The organism is Salinarimonas ramus (assembly GCF_014645695.1).
In the GTDB taxonomy this organism is placed as follows: domain Bacteria; phylum Pseudomonadota; class Alphaproteobacteria; order Rhizobiales; family Beijerinckiaceae; genus Salinarimonas; species Salinarimonas ramus.
Genome location: NZ_BMMF01000013.1, coordinates 200,652 through 217,301, shown reverse-complemented (window position 1 = coordinate 217,301; position 16,650 = coordinate 200,652). Strand labels below are relative to the sequence as shown.

The following is a 16,650-nucleotide window of genomic DNA, read 5'->3' as shown; positions in this document are numbered from 1 at the left end:
TGGCATGCCTGGCGAGATCGAGCCGACTACGACCCCGCACGCCATCTCGCCGCGCAAAAATGCGCTGCATAGGAAAACAGAGGTGGACACGGGGTGTCTCATGCGGGCTCTCTTTTTCGGGCTCGTGTCGATGCGTGCCCCAAGCCTAGCCGCACCGGCCACCCGCGTCACCGCGCGGGGATGCTCAGAGCCATCCCTTGCTCTTGAACCAGTAGAACGAGGCGACGCCGGAGACGACCATGGCCGCGAGCGCGACGGGGTAGGCGTAGGGCCAGTCGAGCTCGGGCATGTAGGCGAAGTTCATGCCGTAGATCGTGCCCACCAAGGTCGGCGGCAGGAACAGGACGGCCGCGATGGAGAGGACCTTGATCACCCGGTTCTGCGCGAGATTGATGAGCCCGAGCGTCGCCTCCTGGAGGTAGACGATCTCCGCCGAGAGCTGCCCTTCGTAGGCGGAGAGAGAGCGCAAATCGCGCTCGAGCTGCTTGAGCCGGGCCGGCGCCTCCTGCGACAGCCATTCCTCGGCGTTCTGGCGCACGAAGGGCACGAGGCGCGTGAGCGAGAGCAGGCTCTCGCGCAGGATCGAGACCATCATGTTGCGCCGCCCGAGCCGCATCAGGATCTCCTGGAGATCGGTCTCGGCCTCCTTGGCCTTGCGCGGGCCGCTCTCCACGAAGAGATGCATCGAGACGGCGTTGAGATCGGCCGCGACGTATTCGAGCACGTCGGCGGCGCGCTCCACGATCGCGTCGATCAGCGCCACGAAGACGAGGTCGCTCGAGGGCCGCGCCTCGGGCTGGCGCGCCCATTTCGCCTCGAAGGCGCGGAAGGGCAGGGGATCGCCGTAGCGCACGGTGACGAGATGGCGCTCGCTGAGGACGAAGGTCGCCTGGGTGCGCGAGGGCCGGCCCTCGCCGACGCCTTCCATCATCGTCGCCGTGACGACAAGCGCGCCGTCCTCCCGATAGAGCCGCGAGCTCTCCTCGATCTCCGCCATCTCCTGGCGGGTGGGCACCTCGACGCCGATCATGCGCTCGACGGCGTCCTCCTCCTCCGCCGTCGGGTCGCACAGGTCGATCCAGACGGCGTCGGGGTGGGGGATCGTCTCGGCGAGGCGCACGAGAGCGCCGTCGCGGGCGCCGTAGAGAGTGATCATGAGAGGCGGGCCTTCTCGGGACGGGTCGGGATCTGGTACCCGCGCGGGCGGGCGAGGGGAAGCGGCGGGATCGCGCGCTGGGAAGACGCGCTTGCAATGATGCCGGTTCCATTCGGGTTTGGTGGTCGTTTCATTGCGTGTTCGCAGCCGAACGCTTGCACGCCGCCCGCTCGCCTCCACGCCGAGGCTCGGCCATGATGCCTGCCGAGACACGCATCCGGACAACGCACACGACGAGGAGACGGGACATGAGCTGGAGCCACGCGGACGACCCCATTCCCGGCGACGCCTATTCCTGCAACGCCATCGAGACAGTGATCGTGCCGCGCGCCCGCGACATCGGCTCCTTCGAGGTCCGCCGCGCGCTGCCCTCCGCCAAGAAGCAGATGATCGGCCCCTTCATATTCTTCGACCAGATGGGCCCGGCCGAGTTCCTGCTCGGCGCCGGCATGGACGTGCGCCCGCACCCGCATATCGGGCTCGCCACCGTCACCTACCTCTTCGACGGCGAGATCATGCATCGTGACAGCCTCGGCACCGAGCTGCCGATCCGCCCCGGCGCGCTCAACCTGATGACGGCGGGGCGCGGCATCACCCATTCCGAGCGCACCTCCGCGGACCTGCGCACCACGGGCTCGACGCTGTTCGGCATCCAGAGCTGGGTCGCCCTTTCCGAGAAGGACGAGGAGACCGAACCCGGCTTCGTCCACTACGCCGCCGACGATCTTCCCGTGCTCGAAGGCGAGGGCAAGACGGTGCGGCTCGTCGTCGGCGGTGCGCTCGGCGCCACCTCCCCGGTGCGGACGTCCACGGCGACGCTCTATGCCGACGTCGCGCTCGTCGCCGGCGCCGTCTTTCCGCTGGATGCGGAGTACGAGGAGCGGGCGATCTACACCGTTTCAGGCGAGGTCGAGATCGCGGGCGACCGTTTCGGGCCGGGCCAGCTCCTCGTTTTCCGCCCCGGCGACCGCATCGCCATCCGCGCGGTGTCGGACGCGCGCTTCGTCGTGCTCGGCGGCGAGCCGATGGACGGGCCGCGCCACATCTGGTGGAACTTCGTCTCCTCCCGCCGCGAGCGCATCGAGGAGGCGAAGAACGACTGGCGCGAAGGCCGCTTCGCCATGGTGCCCGGCGAGACCGAGTTCATCCCCCTGCCGGGCAGGTGAGGGGGGCGGCGCGGCATCTCCTCCTTCCCTGTAGGGGAAGATGGATCGCCGCGCAGCGGCGAGACGGATGGGGCGCGCGGGACGCGCGTTCGGCGAAGCCGAAACCGGCACGCGAACCCGGACGCCGTCACTTCCGCTTCGCGGAACACGCCTTGCGGCGTGCCCCATCCGTCACCGCGCTGCGCGCGGCGCCTCCTTCCCCTACAGGGAAGGAGGGGTCTCCGAATGCCTTCCCGAACCTGATGAGGTCGGTCGCGTTTAGAAGCGACCGGATCGGAAGAGGAGCCAGCGATGGCCGACGACAAGCGCACGTCCCAGGGACCGGCGGAGACGGTGAAGCCGCTTTCGCCCGGCGACGAGGCGGCGCCCGGCACGCCGGGCGTCGGCGAGAACGTCTGCCCGGATTGTAAGGGCACGGGCCGCCTGCAGGACCGCGAATGCCCGACCTGCGGCGGCACCGGTGTCGTCGAGGAGGGCGTCGGCGGGGCTTGAGGCAGGCCGTCCGACTTACGTCCCGATCGATCCGGGATGGCGCGGGCGCGCGAGCTGGGCTAGAGGCGTAGGACGCGCCGCCTCGCGTGCACCCTGGATTGCAGCCCCGGACCGATCATGACCGAGCCCGCCATCGTCCTCACGCTCTCCTGCCGCAACCGCCCCGGCATCGTCGCGGCGGTGTCGGCGCATCTCTTCGAGAGCGCCTGCAACATCCTCGACGCGCAGCAATACGACGACACCCAGACGGGCAACTTCTTCATGCGCGTCGTCTTCAACCGGCTCGACGGCGCGGCCTCCCGCGAGGGCCTGCGCGCGGGCTTCGCGCCGCTGGCGGAGAGGTTCGGGATGGCCTGGTCGATGCGCGGGGCCGACGAGCGCCGCCGCGTGATGATCCTCGTCTCGAAGTTCGACCATTGCCTCGCAGACCTGCTCTACCGGTGGCGCACGGGCGAGCTCGCCATGGATCTGGCGGCCATCGTCTCGAACCATCCGCGCGAGGCGTTCTCCCACCTCGATTTCGGCGGCGCGCCCTTCCACCACCTGCCGGTGACGAAGGACACGAAGCTCGAGCAGGAAGGGGATCTGTGGCGCCTCATCCAGGAGGTCTCGCCGGATCTCGTGGTGCTCGCCCGCTACATGCAGGTGCTCTCGGACGGGCTGTCGGCGAAGCTGACAGGGCGGTGCATCAACATCCACCATTCCTTCCTGCCCGGCTTCAAGGGCGCCAAGCCCTACCACCAGGCGCATCAGCGCGGGGTGAAGCTGATCGGCGCCACCGCGCATTACGTCACCTCCGACCTCGACGAGGGGCCGATCGTCGAGCAGGACGTCGAGCGCATCTCCCACCGCGACACGCCCGACGACCTCGTGCGCAAGGGCCGCGACATCGAGCGGCGCGTGCTCGCACGCGCGGTGCGGCTGCATCTCGAGGACCGCGTCATCCTCAACGGCTCGAAGACGGTGGTGTTCACCGACTGACCGGCGGGTGCGCCCTCGCGGGGGCCTGCCGATTTTTCGCCCCTTCGCGCTGTCAAACAGCGACGGCACCGCTATGATCGCGCCGCGCCGCGGGGAGGCGCGGCCCTGGGAGAGGACGACACATGACACGACACAACCGCATCCGCGCCCGTCGGCTCGCGCTGATGGCCGGCGTGGGCGTGACCGCGCTCGCCATGGGCGAGATCGGCTTCGAGCCCACGCGGATCGCGCTGCCCGCAGGCGAGGGGACGATCGCCGTCGAGGCGGTGCGGCTCGAGGGCGGCCTCTTCTCCGCCGCTTTCGCCCAGAGCGCGGTGACGCTCGAGAACGTCACCATCAACGCCGGCCCGAGCGTCTACCGCCTGCCGAGCGTCACCTTCGAAGGCTCGAGCCTTTCGCGCGACGCGCTGGAGGCGGCGCTTCGCGGCAAGACCGACGGCTCCTGGCAGGAGACGCTCGCCGAGATCTCCGCCGAACGCATCGTCGCCCCGCAGCTCGTGATCGAGCAGACGGTGGACGAGGGCACGAGCACGATCACCTATTCCGACGTTGTCGCCGAGAACGTCGTCGAGGGCATGATCGCGCGCCTCGTCGCCGCCTCCGCCACGATCGAGGCCGAGGGGCCCGACGGGCGGCCGTTCGAGGGCTCTGTGGGCGAGATGTTCGTCGAGGGGCTCGATCTGCCCTTCACGGCGAGCTGGTACGCCGAGGCTGCGCCAGACGGCGCCGAGAACCCGTTCCGGACCTTCTACGAGCGCTTCTCCGTCGCCGACATGAGCTTCGGCGACGAGGAGGCCACCGTCGCCATCGCGCGCATCTCCGGCGAGGAGGTGGAAGGGCGCCTGATGGAGACGCCCTTCACCGAGATGATGCCCGAGCTCGAGGCCATGTCGGACGTCGAGGAGCCGAGCGACGAGGATGCGCGCCGCATGCTCGGCATGATGGCCGACATGCTGGGCGCCGTGCGCTTCGGCCCGATGGTCGTCGAGGACGTCGCCGTCACCGCGGCCGAGATGGGTGACGAGCCGGTGTTCCGCATCGCCCGCATCGGCGTCGGCGGCGACGAGCCGGCGCGGATCGAGGGGCTGAGCATCGACGTCGACGAGGGCGAGATGACGATCGCCTCGATGTCGTCGGAAGGCTTCTCCCTCGAGCCGATGCTCGCGGGCATGCGCCGCATGGCGCAGACGCCCGATCTCGAGATGGACGCGGCGACCGCCCGCGCGCTGATGCCGACAATCGGCACCGTGCGCCTGGAAGGGCTCGACGCCAACATCGTGCCCGAGGGCGAGACGACGCCGATGATGTTCTCGCTCGCCTCCTTCGCCATGACGGCGGACGAGCCGATCAACGGCGCGCCGACGAACATCCGCGTGAGCTTCGACAACCTCGCCTTCGCGCTGCCGAGCGCGTCGGAGGAGCAGGCCGTCGTGCAGCTGCGCACGCTCGGCTACGAGGATCTCGACCTCTCGGGCGTCTTCGCCGCGCGCTGGAATGCCGAGGCCGAGGAGGTCACCATCGAGGAGGCCTCGATCTCGGGCGTCGAGATGGGTTCCGTTCGCCTCACCGGCGCCTTCGGCAACATCGGCGAGGCGGCCTTCGCCACCGACCAGATGGCGATGATGATGGCCTGGCTCGGCGCCACCGCGAAGAACGTCAGCGTCAACGTCGTCGACGAGGGTCTGGCCGAGCGCGTGCTGGAGATGCAAGCGTCGGCGCAGGGCGTCTCGGCCGAGGACCTGCGCGGGCAGGGCGCCATGATGGCGCGCGCCATGCTGCCGGCCATGCTCGGCGGGACGCCCGAGGCGCGGGCGCTGGGCGACGCCATCGCCGCCTTCGTCGAGACGCCGGGCGAGCTCGACGTCGTCGTCACCGCCAAGGAGCCGACGGGCATCCCCGTGATGCAGCTCGGCCAGACCGAGAACCCCATGGACCTCCTGCCGCTCGTCTCGATCGAGGCGCAGGCGCGCTGAGGGCGCGCGCAGGACGGGTCGAAACGAAGGGGCGCGCCCGGACCGGGCGCGCCCCTTTCGCGTGCATGAGCGATACGCCATGGAAATCGTGCGGGGGCTCACGACTTGTAACCTGAGACGATGATTGCAGGAGGACGGTCATGAACCCCAACGCCACGAGCGAGAACCCGCGCGACTTCCTGCGCGACCAGGGCTTCTCCGACTACACCGCAGAGGATCACGCGACCTGGGCGCGGCTCGCGAGCCGCCAGCGCGCGATTCTCGAAGGGCGCGTCGTCGACACCTTCCTGGAGGGGCTCGACCGACTCGGCATCTCGGGGGAGGGCATCCCCGACTTCCGCGTCATGAACGAGCGGCTGATGGCGGCGACCGGCTGGGAGGTGGTGGCGGTGCCCGGCCTCGTGCCGGACATCGTATTCTTCAAGCTCCTCGCCACGCGCAAGTTTCCCGCCGGCTACTGGATCCGCAAGCCCGAGCAGATCGACTACATCGAGGAGCCGGACGTCTTCCACGACGTCTACGGCCACGTGCCGCTGATCATGCAGCGGGTCTATGCGGACTACCTGGAGGAATACGGCCGCGCCGGGCTCGAGGCCGCGCGGCACGGCACGCTGCATCGCCTGGCGCGCCTCTACTGGTACACCGTGGAGTTCGGGCTCGCGCAGACGCCGCAGGGTCTGCGCATCGTCGGCGCCGGCATCGCCTCCTCGCCGGGCGAGACCGTGTTCGCGCTGGAGAGCCCCTCGCCGAACCGGATCGGCTTCGATCTCGGCCGCGTCATGCGCACGCGCTACCGCATCGACGACTACCAGGAGAGCTATTTCGTGCTCGACGGCCCGGACGCCTGGCCGCGGCTCGACATCTCGACGCTGATCCCGCTCTGGCGCGAGCTCGACCGGGAGCACGATCTCGAGCCGGGCGACGTGCTCGGGTCGGACCGCGTCCTCACACGCGGCAGCGGTGCCTATCACCGCGAGAAGGTCCGCGCCTGAGCGCCTGACGGCACTCCTGCGCGTCCTCAGCATTCTGCGTGATTTTTTCGCGAGAAGGGCTGGACAGGGAAGCGCCCTTCGGATATCGAAGCGCCCTCACGACGGGGCGGGCATTAACCGCCCCCGACTGGACCGGGCGCATAGCTCAGTTGGTAGAGCAGCTGACTCTTAATCAGCGGGTCCTAGGTTCGAGCCCTAGTGCGCCCACCACCGGCTTCAAAGGGACGCAACGCCATCAACGGCTTGCGTCCCTTTCTCTGTCTTGGCCGCACGCTGCCGTTGTGATGACCAAAACCGTGGAAGGACCGTGGGAGGTCTCGCCCGGTCCACGACGGCGTGCGGTCTGCGCCGGCTTCCGTGCGCTGTGGAGTTCGAGGACAGAGTACCGCATCCCGCTGTCGAATCGTGGCGCGCCGCTCAGCCTGTGGTATGACGGCCATCCAACTAAGCCGACAGGGTGGATATGCCGGACGAACGCTCTGAACTTGAGGAAGCTCTCGACGCTCTCGACCGCGACGACCTCGTGAAGATCGTCAGAGGTCTCCTTGCGAATGGCGTTGCGCTGAGCTTTCACGGCAAACGAACGGCGGTGGAAATTGCCCGGCGGGTCCGCCCTCGCGTCACGCGACGCGAGCCGAAACTGCATGTGGGGTCCTTGGAGGACCAATGCCACAACCTGCTCGTCGAGGGCGAAAACCTTCAAGCGATGGTGACGCTCTATAAATTTCGCGGCCAAGTCGATCTAATCGTCACAGATCCCCCGTACAACACCGGCGGGCAGTTTCGCTATAACGATCGATGGGACAGCGATCCGAACGACCCCGATCTGGGGACGCTGGTCGCGAAAGAGGACGGCTCGCGGCACACGAAGTGGATCAAGGCGATGATGCCGCGCCTTCAGATGATGAAGGCCATGCTGAAGCCGGGCGGTGTCGTCGCGATCTGCATCGACGACAACGAGCTGTTCCATCTCGGCATGATGATGGACGAGGTTTTCGGGGAGGAGAATAGACTCGCAATAATCAACTGGCAGAAAACCACCCCTAAGAATTCTAGGCATGTGTCGACAACGACGGATTACGTTCTGGTATACTCTAAGGACAAGACGAGCACACGAACCGAGCTGCTTGCGAGATCAGAGAAGGCCGATCGCCGGTTTGGAAACCGGGACGGTGATCTGATCGGCCAATGGAAGCAGGGCGATCTCACAGGCAAGCGGAGCCCGACCTCTCACCAGGGCATGATCTACGCGATCCAATCCCCTTTCACAGGAGAGCTCCACTACCCGTTGGAGACGCGGCACTGGGCCTTCGAAAAGGCGACGATGAAGGCGTGGCTTGGCGAATGGGGATCGCCGTACGAGGAGCGCGACCTCGCGGACGGGAAACCCAAAGCATTGGTGATAAAAGGGGCTCCGACCCGTTTTGATCTCGGCTTCGATCCGTCCCACCCCAGGCTGGTTCAGGCGCGAGACCGGGCGTTGGAGCGCCTGTCGGCCGGAAACTGGCCAAAGCTTTACTTCGGTGTAAAGGGCGATGCGCAGCCCATGCTGAAGGTACATGCCTCACACGTTAAGGCCGGCGCGGTGCCGACGACATTCTGGATGGACGAGGAGGATCCCGACAGACTGGTGGCCATAGGTTCCGTTTCGTGGGCGGCCTCGGAATCGGGTCGTAGCCGCGAGGGGATAGAGGAACTCGATGCGGTCATTGGTACCGGGCACGGCTTCGAGACGGTTAAGCCGATGAGCCTAATCCGAAAGATTATCCAGATTTGGTGCCCGCCGAGCGGACTCGTGCTCGATCCCTACGCCGGTTCGGGGACGACGGGCCACGCGGTGCTGCTTCTTAACAAGGCGCAGGAAGCCCAGCGCCGCTTCATCCTCATCGAGCAGGGCGCGCCCGAGAACGGCGACAAGTACGCTCGAACGCTGACGTGGCGGCGGCTCCGCAACGCGATCACCGGAGAGCGACCCGACGGCAACATGGCCGAACCTCTCGGCGGCGGCTTCGAGTACCGGCTGCTGACCAAGACGATCGATGCCAGGGCGGTCATGTCGATGAAGCGCGACGAGCTTATCGACGTCGTCCTGACATCTCACTGGGAAACGCATCGCCGAACGGCGCCAAACCTCCAGCGATTGGACGAGGACGGCTACCAGTATCTCATTGGGCGCGACGCTGACGGAGAGGGCTACTTCCTCGTGTGGAACAACTGCGGTCCCGTCGGCACACTGGATATCGACAGCTACAAGATCGTCACCAGCGAGGCGAAGCGCGCAGGGCTCAAGCCTCCGTTTCACGTCTACGCCCGCTACGAAGCCTTCCAGTCGCCGAACGTGCGGTTCTGGAAGATCCCGGACAAGATTCTTGCCCACCTCGGTCTCGACGAGAACGATCGCTACAACAACGCCGACCAGGGCGGAGAGGAAGAGGCCGCCTGATGGACCTATTGCGGTTTCAGGAAGAGGCGTCTGCGCAGATAGCGCAGCGCCTTGGCGACTACCTCGTGGATCCGCTCATGGTGGATCGCACGCGCCCGGTTCCGTTCTTCCAGACGCTGGTGTCCATCACCGGCTCCGGCAAGACGCTAATGCTCGCAGATGCGATCAACCAGATCCGGTCGCGGCTTCCGCGCGAGCCCGTTGTCTTGTGGCTCTCGAAGGGGCGTGTCGTCGTCTGGCAAACATACGCCAACCTCGCACACGGTAAGTACGCCGCTAATATTCCCGGGTACACCGTAAAGCCTCTCCTGGAACTCGTGCCGGCCGACATCGAAGACAGTGCGACGCCGCTGTTGCTGATGGCGACCGCGGCGAAGTTCGCCCGGCAGGACGAGACCGACGACCGCCGCGTGTTCCAGGTGCAGTTCGATCTGGCGACGGAGAGCCTCTGGAACCTGTTGAAGCGTCGGCGCACGACTAACGGCGAGCGTAGGCCGCTGGTCGTAATCTACGACGAGGGACAGAACCTATCCGATCTTCAAGCCGAGCGCCTCCTAGAGCTCGTGCCGGACGCGATCATCTCGGCCAGCGCGACGCCGTCGGTTCCCGCCGAGCTGGAGCGCGTGATCTCGCGTCTGAGAACCGACCGGAACTGGACCGACGCCGACTTCCGGACGGGGGTGCTCAGCTCCGCCGTCGTGGAAGCCGGCCTCGTTAAACGACGCATTTCGTTGGGCGGCTACGTGACGCCGATGGAAACCGCTATCGACGCGATGCTGCAAGACATGCGCGATGCGGAGGAGGCGGCGGCCAAAATCGATGAACCCTTCCGACCCAAGGCGATCTACGTCTCGTCCACGAACGCCGTCGACGGCGTGCCGATCAGCGAGGATGTTCGCCGGCCCTTCGAGGAGAGACAGGCGCGACCGATCGTGATATGGCGCCATCTGGTCGCGTCGGGTATAGATCCGAGCAAGATAGCCGTGTATGCCCAACTGCAGTTCGGCAAATACACGCCCCCTCGGCATGACTTCAATCTCTTCGGCGGCGGGGATCGCGACTACGACCGCTTCATCCAGGGTGACTTTGAACACATCATTTTCAACCTCAGCCTGCAGGAGGGCTGGGACGATCCGATGTGCGGCTTCGCCTATATCGATAAGGAGATGGCGTCGGCGACGCAGATCACCCAAGTGATCGGCCGGGTGCTGCGCCAGCCGAACGCAAGGCACTACGCCGATCCCATCCTGAACACTGCGCACTTCTACATCCGCTCGGACGAGAAGGGCGTGTTCGAAAACATTCTCGACGACATCCGCGCGCAGATCACGGACGAGCACCCATCGATCGAGCTCGCGGTCCGCACGAACAATCGTCGAGCGGGCGCCTTCCGAGCAGCTCCGAGCAAGTCAAGGGTCGTCCCGACGGCTTCGATCTACTCGGGTCTCGCCAAAGGGCCCGTCGACGAGACTGTGCGTCGAATGCTCGACTTCAGCAGCGGCGGTCCAAACATCGTCGGGCAAGGCGCCCGCATGCAGGTCCTGCAGGAGATCGGTGTCCGAGGCGCGACGCAGTACGAATGGATCGCGGTCGAGCACAGCAATCTGATCTCCGCGCGTACGATCTTCCGGCGGGAGCTGCAGCGCCTGTTTCCGGGCGGCCTTCGTCGCGCCGGCGGCCCGGTGAACCTCGTCGATATCGAGGAGCCGAAGTTCGACGCCATGGTCGAGATCACCAGCCCGGCAGCCGACCACATACGGTCGATTGCCGCCGAGGTTGTCGACGCCTATGTCAATCATTCGCAGATCCTGCTGAACGAGGACGACCCGCCCTATGCCGTGGGCCCCGTGGCTCTCGATCCCGATAACGCCGTCTCGTTCACAAATGCGTTGCACGGGCGCTACAGTGGTCTCAACCCCAGTCTCGAGCTGCCAATCGCCAGGGCGCTGGACCGCACCCAACGGGTATGGGCCAGGAATCCGGAGGGCTCCGGTTACTTCATTCCGCTCCTCGACCGCGGGTCGACGGGCACCTTCTGGCCAGACTTCCTGGTCTGGGTGGATAGCAAGGTCGTCGCCCTTGAGACGAAGGGTAGGCATCTCTTGCCGGAAGAAGCTCGGCGCAAGGTTCTGGACATCCGCTCGACGGGAGACTGCCCGCGCCTCGTCCTGCGCATGATCAGCGAGGGGCGGTGGTCGGTCGCTCCGTCGGGACAAACCGCGCAGCATGGGAAGGACGGCTTCACGGTCTGGAAATGGACCGGCTCGCTCAACCAGGTCCATTACCCGGATGCTGCCACGACGGTCGCGGCCGCGCTGCAGATTGATCCATAACGTTTCGCGATGTAGAAAGTCGTAGCGCCTTGCCACGCTCTCATGCTGCCTGCGCTTATGGCCTTGAAGCAGATGGGCGGTTCTGCCTCCAACGAAGAGCTGCTCGGGAAGGGCATCAAGAACGAGGCGACCTCCGAGGATAGCACCTCGCAGCCGCAATTGGATCCGCGCCAGACAAAGCTGAAGTCGCTCTCGCGTGGGCAAAGACCGATCTGAAGAAGGTTAGAGCCATCGACAACGGCGTTCGCGGCGCGAGCCCACGGAGAGCTGCGAGCCGCATGAGCGCGTCTCATTTATGAGAGGGTGAGGACGGAATGATCGTCCGCCGATATGGGGATGAGGCCACGATCTCGCGCGGGGCGAGCTCGAGAGCCTCGAGACCATGCTGCGCGATCTCGGCTACGACCCGGGCCCGATCGACGGCATCGTCACCGACGACACCAAGCGCGCCATCGCGGACTTCCAGCGCGAGCGCGGCATGGCGGTGTCCGGTCTCATCGATGCGAATACGCATGCCGGCATCGTCGAGATCCATTCGGACATGCTCTACTACGGCTCCGACGACGAGACGCCGCCCCGCTAGGCGTGATCACGCCGGACCCTCCGCGTCCATCGCGCGCCACGAGCGGGCGAGCTCGTGCGTCAGGCGTACCGAGATGAGAAGGCAGGCGGCGGAGAGGGCGAGGCACCAGGCGCCCATGAACAGGCTCTGCGTGGGAAAGCCGATGCCGAGATCGATGAGGACGCCGGTGATCCCCGGTCCGATGGCGGTCGAGACCACCATGATCGTCGTCGCCAGCGAGCGGATCGCGCCGAGGTGGCGCGTGCCGTAGACCTGGGGCAGGAGGACGCCCCACAGGGCGCTCGCGGTCCCCTGGGTGATGCCGATGACGCCGAGCGCGGCATACCAGGCGGTGACCTGCTCGGCCGGGTACACGAGGGCGATGCCGATGCCCATGGGCAGGAGGAAGACGGGCAGGAGGCGCTGCGGCCCGAACCGGTCCGCCGCCCAGCCGGCGGCGAGCGCGGAGACCACCGTCGTCGTGGCGAAGGCGGAATAGGCGGGTGCCATCTCCACCAGTGTCCAGCCCTTCACGGCGGCGATGTGCGACTGGTGGAAGAAGGCGACCGTGGCGATGAAGCCGGGCGTCAGCAGCACGGGCAGGAGCGCGGGCAGCAGCCAATGGCGGACGGCGTCGCCGCGCTGCCATTCGCGCCCGTGGAGGCCCGGGCGCAGCGCCGTCTCGTGCCTGCCGCGAGGCGCCCGCTCCTCGCGCAGCAGCGCCCAGAGCGCCGGCGCGATCGCCAGGACGAGGACGAGCGCGACGCCGATCCAGGTCGGGCGCCAGCCGAGGCTCGCCGCGGCGAGAACGGCGACGAACGGCACCGCGATCTCGCCCGCCGGATGGCCGAGATTGGCGAGGGCGACCGCCTGGCCGCGGCGGGCCTGGAACCAGCGGCCCATGGCCGTCATGGCGATGTGGCTGAACATGCCCTGGCCGCAGAAGCGCAGCAGGAAGACGCAGATCCCCAGCATCCAGATCGACTGCGCCGCCGCCATGCCGATCGCGGCGAGCGCGAAGATGCCGGCGGTGAGCGGGGCGAGGTGGGCGAGGCGCATCGTGTCGGCCATGGAGCCGCGCCAGAACATCAGGCCTGCCGCCGACAGGGTCGCGATCGTGTAGAGCGTCCCCCAGCTGCCGTCGGTGAGGCCGTGCTCGGCCTTGATGGCGCCGGCGAAGAGGGCGATGAACCAGGTCTGGCCGAAAGCCGAGGCGAAGGTGAGGAGGAAGCCCGCCCCGATCCAGCGGGCGTTCTCGCGGAGGAACGTGTGCATGCGGGTGGGGATCGTCCCGGTTGGATTGCGCGCCTGCAGCATGGCGCAGGCGCCGGTTCCGCGATAGGCGCCGGGCGGTGCGGCGAGGCACGAGCGGCCTGCGCGGGGACCGCGCCCGCGAGCGCATCACCCGCGCGACGCCTTCTCCGCCTCCCGTCGCCGGCGGTCGGAGAGGACGCCCATGCGCCACAGCGCGTCGCGGATGCGCGGGTCGCCGAGGAGCGGCCCGTGCGCCTGGATGAGGTTGGGATTGGGGATGCGCGCGTTGCCCTCGACGACCCGAGGCCCGTCGCGCGAGACGCAGACGTCCCAGCCCGCGAGGCGCAGGCCCGGGATCCGCGCCGCGAGGTCGAGGGCGAGCCCGCGCGCCGCCTCCCAGCCGGGCACGACGACGCCGTCGATGGGCGCCCCCGTATCCGGATGGTGGCTGTGGACGTCGCGGGCGTGCAGGCCCGGGTTCGAGCGCGCGGCAGAGAGCCGTCCGGTTTCGAGGCCGACGAGGGCGGAGAGGCCGCCGCGCTTGAAATTGTCGACGGGCGCCGACGCCGCCACCCCGAAGCGATGCACCGCCGCCGCGGCGAAGGGCTCGCCCGAGGCGCCGCGGAGCGTCAGGATGCGGATCGTGTTGAGGCTCGACGGGAAGATCTCCGCGACATAGGCGTGCTGGGGAATGAAGCGCTCGACGACGTATGGCCCGCGGTCCCGTGGCAGGTCGCCGGGACTGGTCGCGACGACGACGTCGCGCCCGCCGGCGCCCGAGACAGGCTTGCAGACGAGGCGGCCCTCGGCGAAGGCGCTCTCCAGATCGGTCCGGCCGGCCGCGAGGGTCGGCACGCCGTCGGCGAGGATGCCGATCATCTCGGCTGCATGATCGGCGAGGCCGCTCCAGGCGAGGAAGGCGTGGAAGAAGGCCTTGTTCTCCAGAAAGGCGATGGCGCTGTCCGGGTTCGCTCGCGCGAGGCGATGCTCGATCTCCCAGTCGCTCAGGAAGAGCGCCCGCGGGTGGCGGTCGAGGGGGTAGAGCGCGGCGCGCTGCGAGACGAAGCCGCGCGCCCACAGGTCCGGCCGACGCTTGCCGCCGGCGCCGCGCTCGATCTCCAGGAGGCGGCGCACGACCCGCAGCCGGCGGACGACGCCGCCGATCACGACCGCGCCCCGGCGGATGCCGCCCGCAGAGCGGAGAGATCGAGGCGATCGCCCATCGCGCGCTCGAAGGCGGCGGGCTCGAAGCGCCCGAGCCCCGCATCCGGCGTGAAGGACAATTCGCCGAAGGCGATGCCGCCGCGCGTGGCGTAGAGATCCACCCGGCAGAACGGAAAGCCGGCCGAGAGCGCGCGCGCGACGTCGATCATCTCGTCGAGACGCGCCGGGCGCGCGACGTCCGTCTCGACCGGCGCGAAGTGCCGACGCACGGGCATCCGGCGCCAGTCGAGATCGTAGAAGGCCTGGCGGTGGCCGGTGTCGCGGCCCGTGTCGACCTGGACGAGGCACGGCTCGCCCGAGAAGCAGAAGACCTTGTAGTCGTCGAGCGGCCCGCCGTTCGCGCCGTGGAGCATCTCCTCCACCAGGATGCGGGGGCGGATGCCGGCATATTGCCGCTCCTTGAAGACCTTGGAGAAATCCCGCCTCAGGCTCCGCTCCAGTGTCCGGCGCGCCTTCTCCCAGTCGAAGCGCTCGCGTGAGGGCACGACGATCACGGTGCCGCAATCGTGGCTCGTCTTCACGACGAAGCTCTCGGCCTCGATCGCCTCCGGCACGAGGTCGCTCGGGTGCTTCGACGCCAGCAGCAGCGCGGGCAGCAGGCTCGCGGCCCGCTCGGCGCCGAGGCGCTCGGCGAGGACGTCGCGCACGGCGAGCTTGTCCGAGCAGCGCCGGTGGAGATCCGACATGCCGTAGAGCTTCATCCAGCAGATCTTCTCGCTGAGGTCGCGCGGATCGTCCAGGTTCGGGAGAACGCCGTTGCGCGCCCGGTACTGCCGGCGCACCACGAACCGGGCCGGCAGCTCGTCGTCGATCGCCCATCGCGCCCGCCGCGCCGCATGGAGGAGCGGCTTGAGCCGCGCGCGCACTCGCGTCGGCACGTATCTCTCGAGGTCGAGCATCGGTCACCAGGGGCGTGTGCACCGGGAGACGGTGCGCAGAGGAACGGCTCGCGGAGCGGCCCCGCGAGGGCAATGCTGCGCGAACGCGGATCACCCCGATAGGTTCACCGAACCAATCGCGCTCGCGGCGCATTGGGATGCGCTTGCAAAGCGGCTTTTCGACGGAGACACGATGGGAGGCGTCCGATATCTGAGGAAGCGCGCCGGCTTCCTGAAGCGGCACGCGCCGCGCTACCTCGCCGAGGCGCGCGCGGGCGATCCCGCCATGCCCGCGTGGCGGCGCCTTCGCTACGTCGCGGAAGGCTTCCACCCGCTGGAGGGCTCCTGGTACGATCAGGCGGGGATCGACCGCGGAGCCTGCGTCTCGAACTTCCATCGCGAGACGGCGCTTCACGGGCTCAACGGCCATCGCGCCTCCGTGCTCGACGACAAGCTCCTGTTCGCGCAGGCGCTGGAGAGCGCCGGCGTGCCGCACCCCACGGTCTTCGGCCACAGCCATCGCGGCCGCTGGCATTGGCGGGAGGACGGCCGGGCGCGGTTCGAGGAGAGCATCGCGCGCGAAGTTTATGGCGTGGTCAAGCCCGTCTTCGGCAAGAAGGGGCTCTCCGTCGCGCGCGTGCGCAGCGTCGAGGAGGCGCTGGCGCAGCCGGGCTCCGAGCTCGTCGCCACCGCCTTCGTGCGTCAGGCCGAGTACGCGCAGGCGATCAACCCGGGCTCGCTCAACACGATCCGTCTCGTGACGCTCGATCGGAACGGCGGGGAGCCCGTTCTGATCGGCGCCGTGCACCGCTTCGGCGCCGCCGGGACGGGGGAGGTCGACAATTTCAGCGCCGGCGGCGTCGTCGCGCGCATCGATCCGCGGACCGGCGTGCTCGATCGCGCCGTGCGCGTCGGGCCGGGAAACCGGCTCGACTGGCTCGACCGCCACCCCGATACAGCCGAGCCCATCGCAGGCGTGCGGGTGGAGGCGTGGGAGGAGGTCCTCGCGCTCACGCGGCGGCTCGGCGCGCTCTTCCCCTTCCTGCCCTATGTCGGCTGGGACCTCGCGGTCTCCCGGGACGGCGCGACCGTGATCGAGGGCAACGCCCATCCGAGCCTGCGCTTCTTCCAGATCTACGCGCCGCTCCTCGACGACAGCGCGGCCGGCCGGAGCCTCGCCGCGATGCTCTGAGGCG

At 68.0% G+C, this 16,650-nt stretch carries 12 protein-coding genes, 1 tRNA gene and 1 pseudogene; 10 read left to right on the top strand and 4 right to left on the bottom strand.

The genetic code is table 11. The features are described from left to right. Positions 1 to 184 precede the first annotated feature (184 nt). Positions 185 to 1,156: a magnesium transporter CorA family protein gene (locus IEX89_RS20040; RefSeq protein ID WP_188915036.1), complete on the bottom strand. Its 972-nt coding sequence runs from the start codon at positions 1,154 to 1,156 to the stop codon at positions 185 to 187. Positions 1,157 to 1,404: 248 nt separating this feature from the next. Here IEX89_RS20040 and IEX89_RS20035 point away from each other — a divergent pair, with 248 nt between their 5' ends. The 9 genes and pseudogenes from IEX89_RS20035 to IEX89_RS19995 form a co-directional block, all read left to right on the top strand. Continuing rightward, a complete protein-coding gene (locus IEX89_RS20035) occupies positions 1,405 to 2,322 on the top strand; it encodes a pirin family protein (RefSeq protein WP_188915035.1) in 918 nt (305 codons plus the stop codon). A gap of 291 nt (positions 2,323 to 2,613) precedes the next feature. Then, entirely contained in the window at positions 2,614 to 2,814 is a 201-nt protein-coding gene (locus IEX89_RS20030; protein WP_188915034.1) for a hypothetical protein, read from the top strand. Between the two features lie 117 nt (positions 2,815 to 2,931). Then, entirely contained in the window at positions 2,932 to 3,795 is an 864-nt protein-coding gene (purU, locus tag IEX89_RS20025; RefSeq protein WP_188915033.1) for a formyltetrahydrofolate deformylase, read from the top strand. A gap of 122 nt (positions 3,796 to 3,917) precedes the next feature. After that, positions 3,918 to 5,768, top strand: coding sequence for an aq_1923 C-terminal domain (locus IEX89_RS20020; protein ID WP_188915032.1), 1,851 nt, complete (start codon positions 3,918 to 3,920; stop codon positions 5,766 to 5,768). Between the two features lie 140 nt (positions 5,769 to 5,908). Further along, complete coding sequence (phhA, locus tag IEX89_RS20015; RefSeq protein ID WP_188915031.1) at positions 5,909 to 6,760, top strand: phenylalanine 4-monooxygenase; 852 nt, start codon at positions 5,909 to 5,911, stop codon at positions 6,758 to 6,760. A 134-nt stretch (positions 6,761 to 6,894) separates the two neighbouring features. Then, positions 6,895 to 6,970 (top strand) — tRNA-Lys (locus IEX89_RS20010). 253 nt (positions 6,971 to 7,223) lie between these two features. Further along, entirely contained in the window at positions 7,224 to 9,203 is a 1,980-nt protein-coding gene (locus IEX89_RS20005) for a site-specific DNA-methyltransferase (RefSeq protein ID WP_188915030.1), read from the top strand. Next, positions 9,203 to 11,536 carry a DEAD/DEAH box helicase gene (locus IEX89_RS20000; protein WP_188915029.1) on the top strand — a complete coding sequence of 778 codons (2,334 nt, stop codon included), beginning with the start codon at positions 9,203 to 9,205 and terminating at the stop codon, positions 11,534 to 11,536. The genes IEX89_RS20005 and IEX89_RS20000 overlap by 1 nt, the downstream gene beginning before the upstream one ends. Positions 11,537 to 11,909: 373 nt before the next feature. Beyond that, positions 11,910 to 12,119 (top strand): annotated as a pseudogene (locus tag IEX89_RS19995) (peptidoglycan-binding domain-containing protein); the annotation flags it as partial. Positions 12,120 to 12,125: 6 nt separating this feature from the next. Here the strand turns inward: IEX89_RS19995 and IEX89_RS19990 are convergent. The 3 genes from IEX89_RS19990 to IEX89_RS19980 form a co-directional block, all read right to left on the bottom strand. Further along, entirely contained in the window at positions 12,126 to 13,373 is a 1,248-nt protein-coding gene (locus IEX89_RS19990; protein WP_188915027.1) for an MFS transporter, read from the bottom strand. 126 nt (positions 13,374 to 13,499) lie between these two features. After that, a complete protein-coding gene (locus IEX89_RS19985; RefSeq protein ID WP_188915026.1) occupies positions 13,500 to 14,519 on the bottom strand; it encodes a sugar-transfer associated ATP-grasp domain-containing protein in 1,020 nt (339 codons plus the stop codon). Continuing rightward, positions 14,516 to 15,454: an ATP-grasp fold amidoligase family protein gene (locus IEX89_RS19980; protein ID WP_188915025.1), complete on the bottom strand. Its 939-nt coding sequence runs from the start codon at positions 15,452 to 15,454 to the stop codon at positions 14,516 to 14,518. The genes IEX89_RS19985 and IEX89_RS19980 overlap by 4 nt, the downstream gene beginning before the upstream one ends. Positions 15,455 to 15,647: 193 nt before the next feature. Between IEX89_RS19980 and IEX89_RS19975 the strand changes: the two genes are divergently transcribed. Further along, complete coding sequence (locus IEX89_RS19975; RefSeq protein ID WP_188915024.1) at positions 15,648 to 16,646, top strand: sugar-transfer associated ATP-grasp domain-containing protein; 999 nt, start codon at positions 15,648 to 15,650, stop codon at positions 16,644 to 16,646. Positions 16,647 to 16,650: the final 4 nt, after the last annotated feature.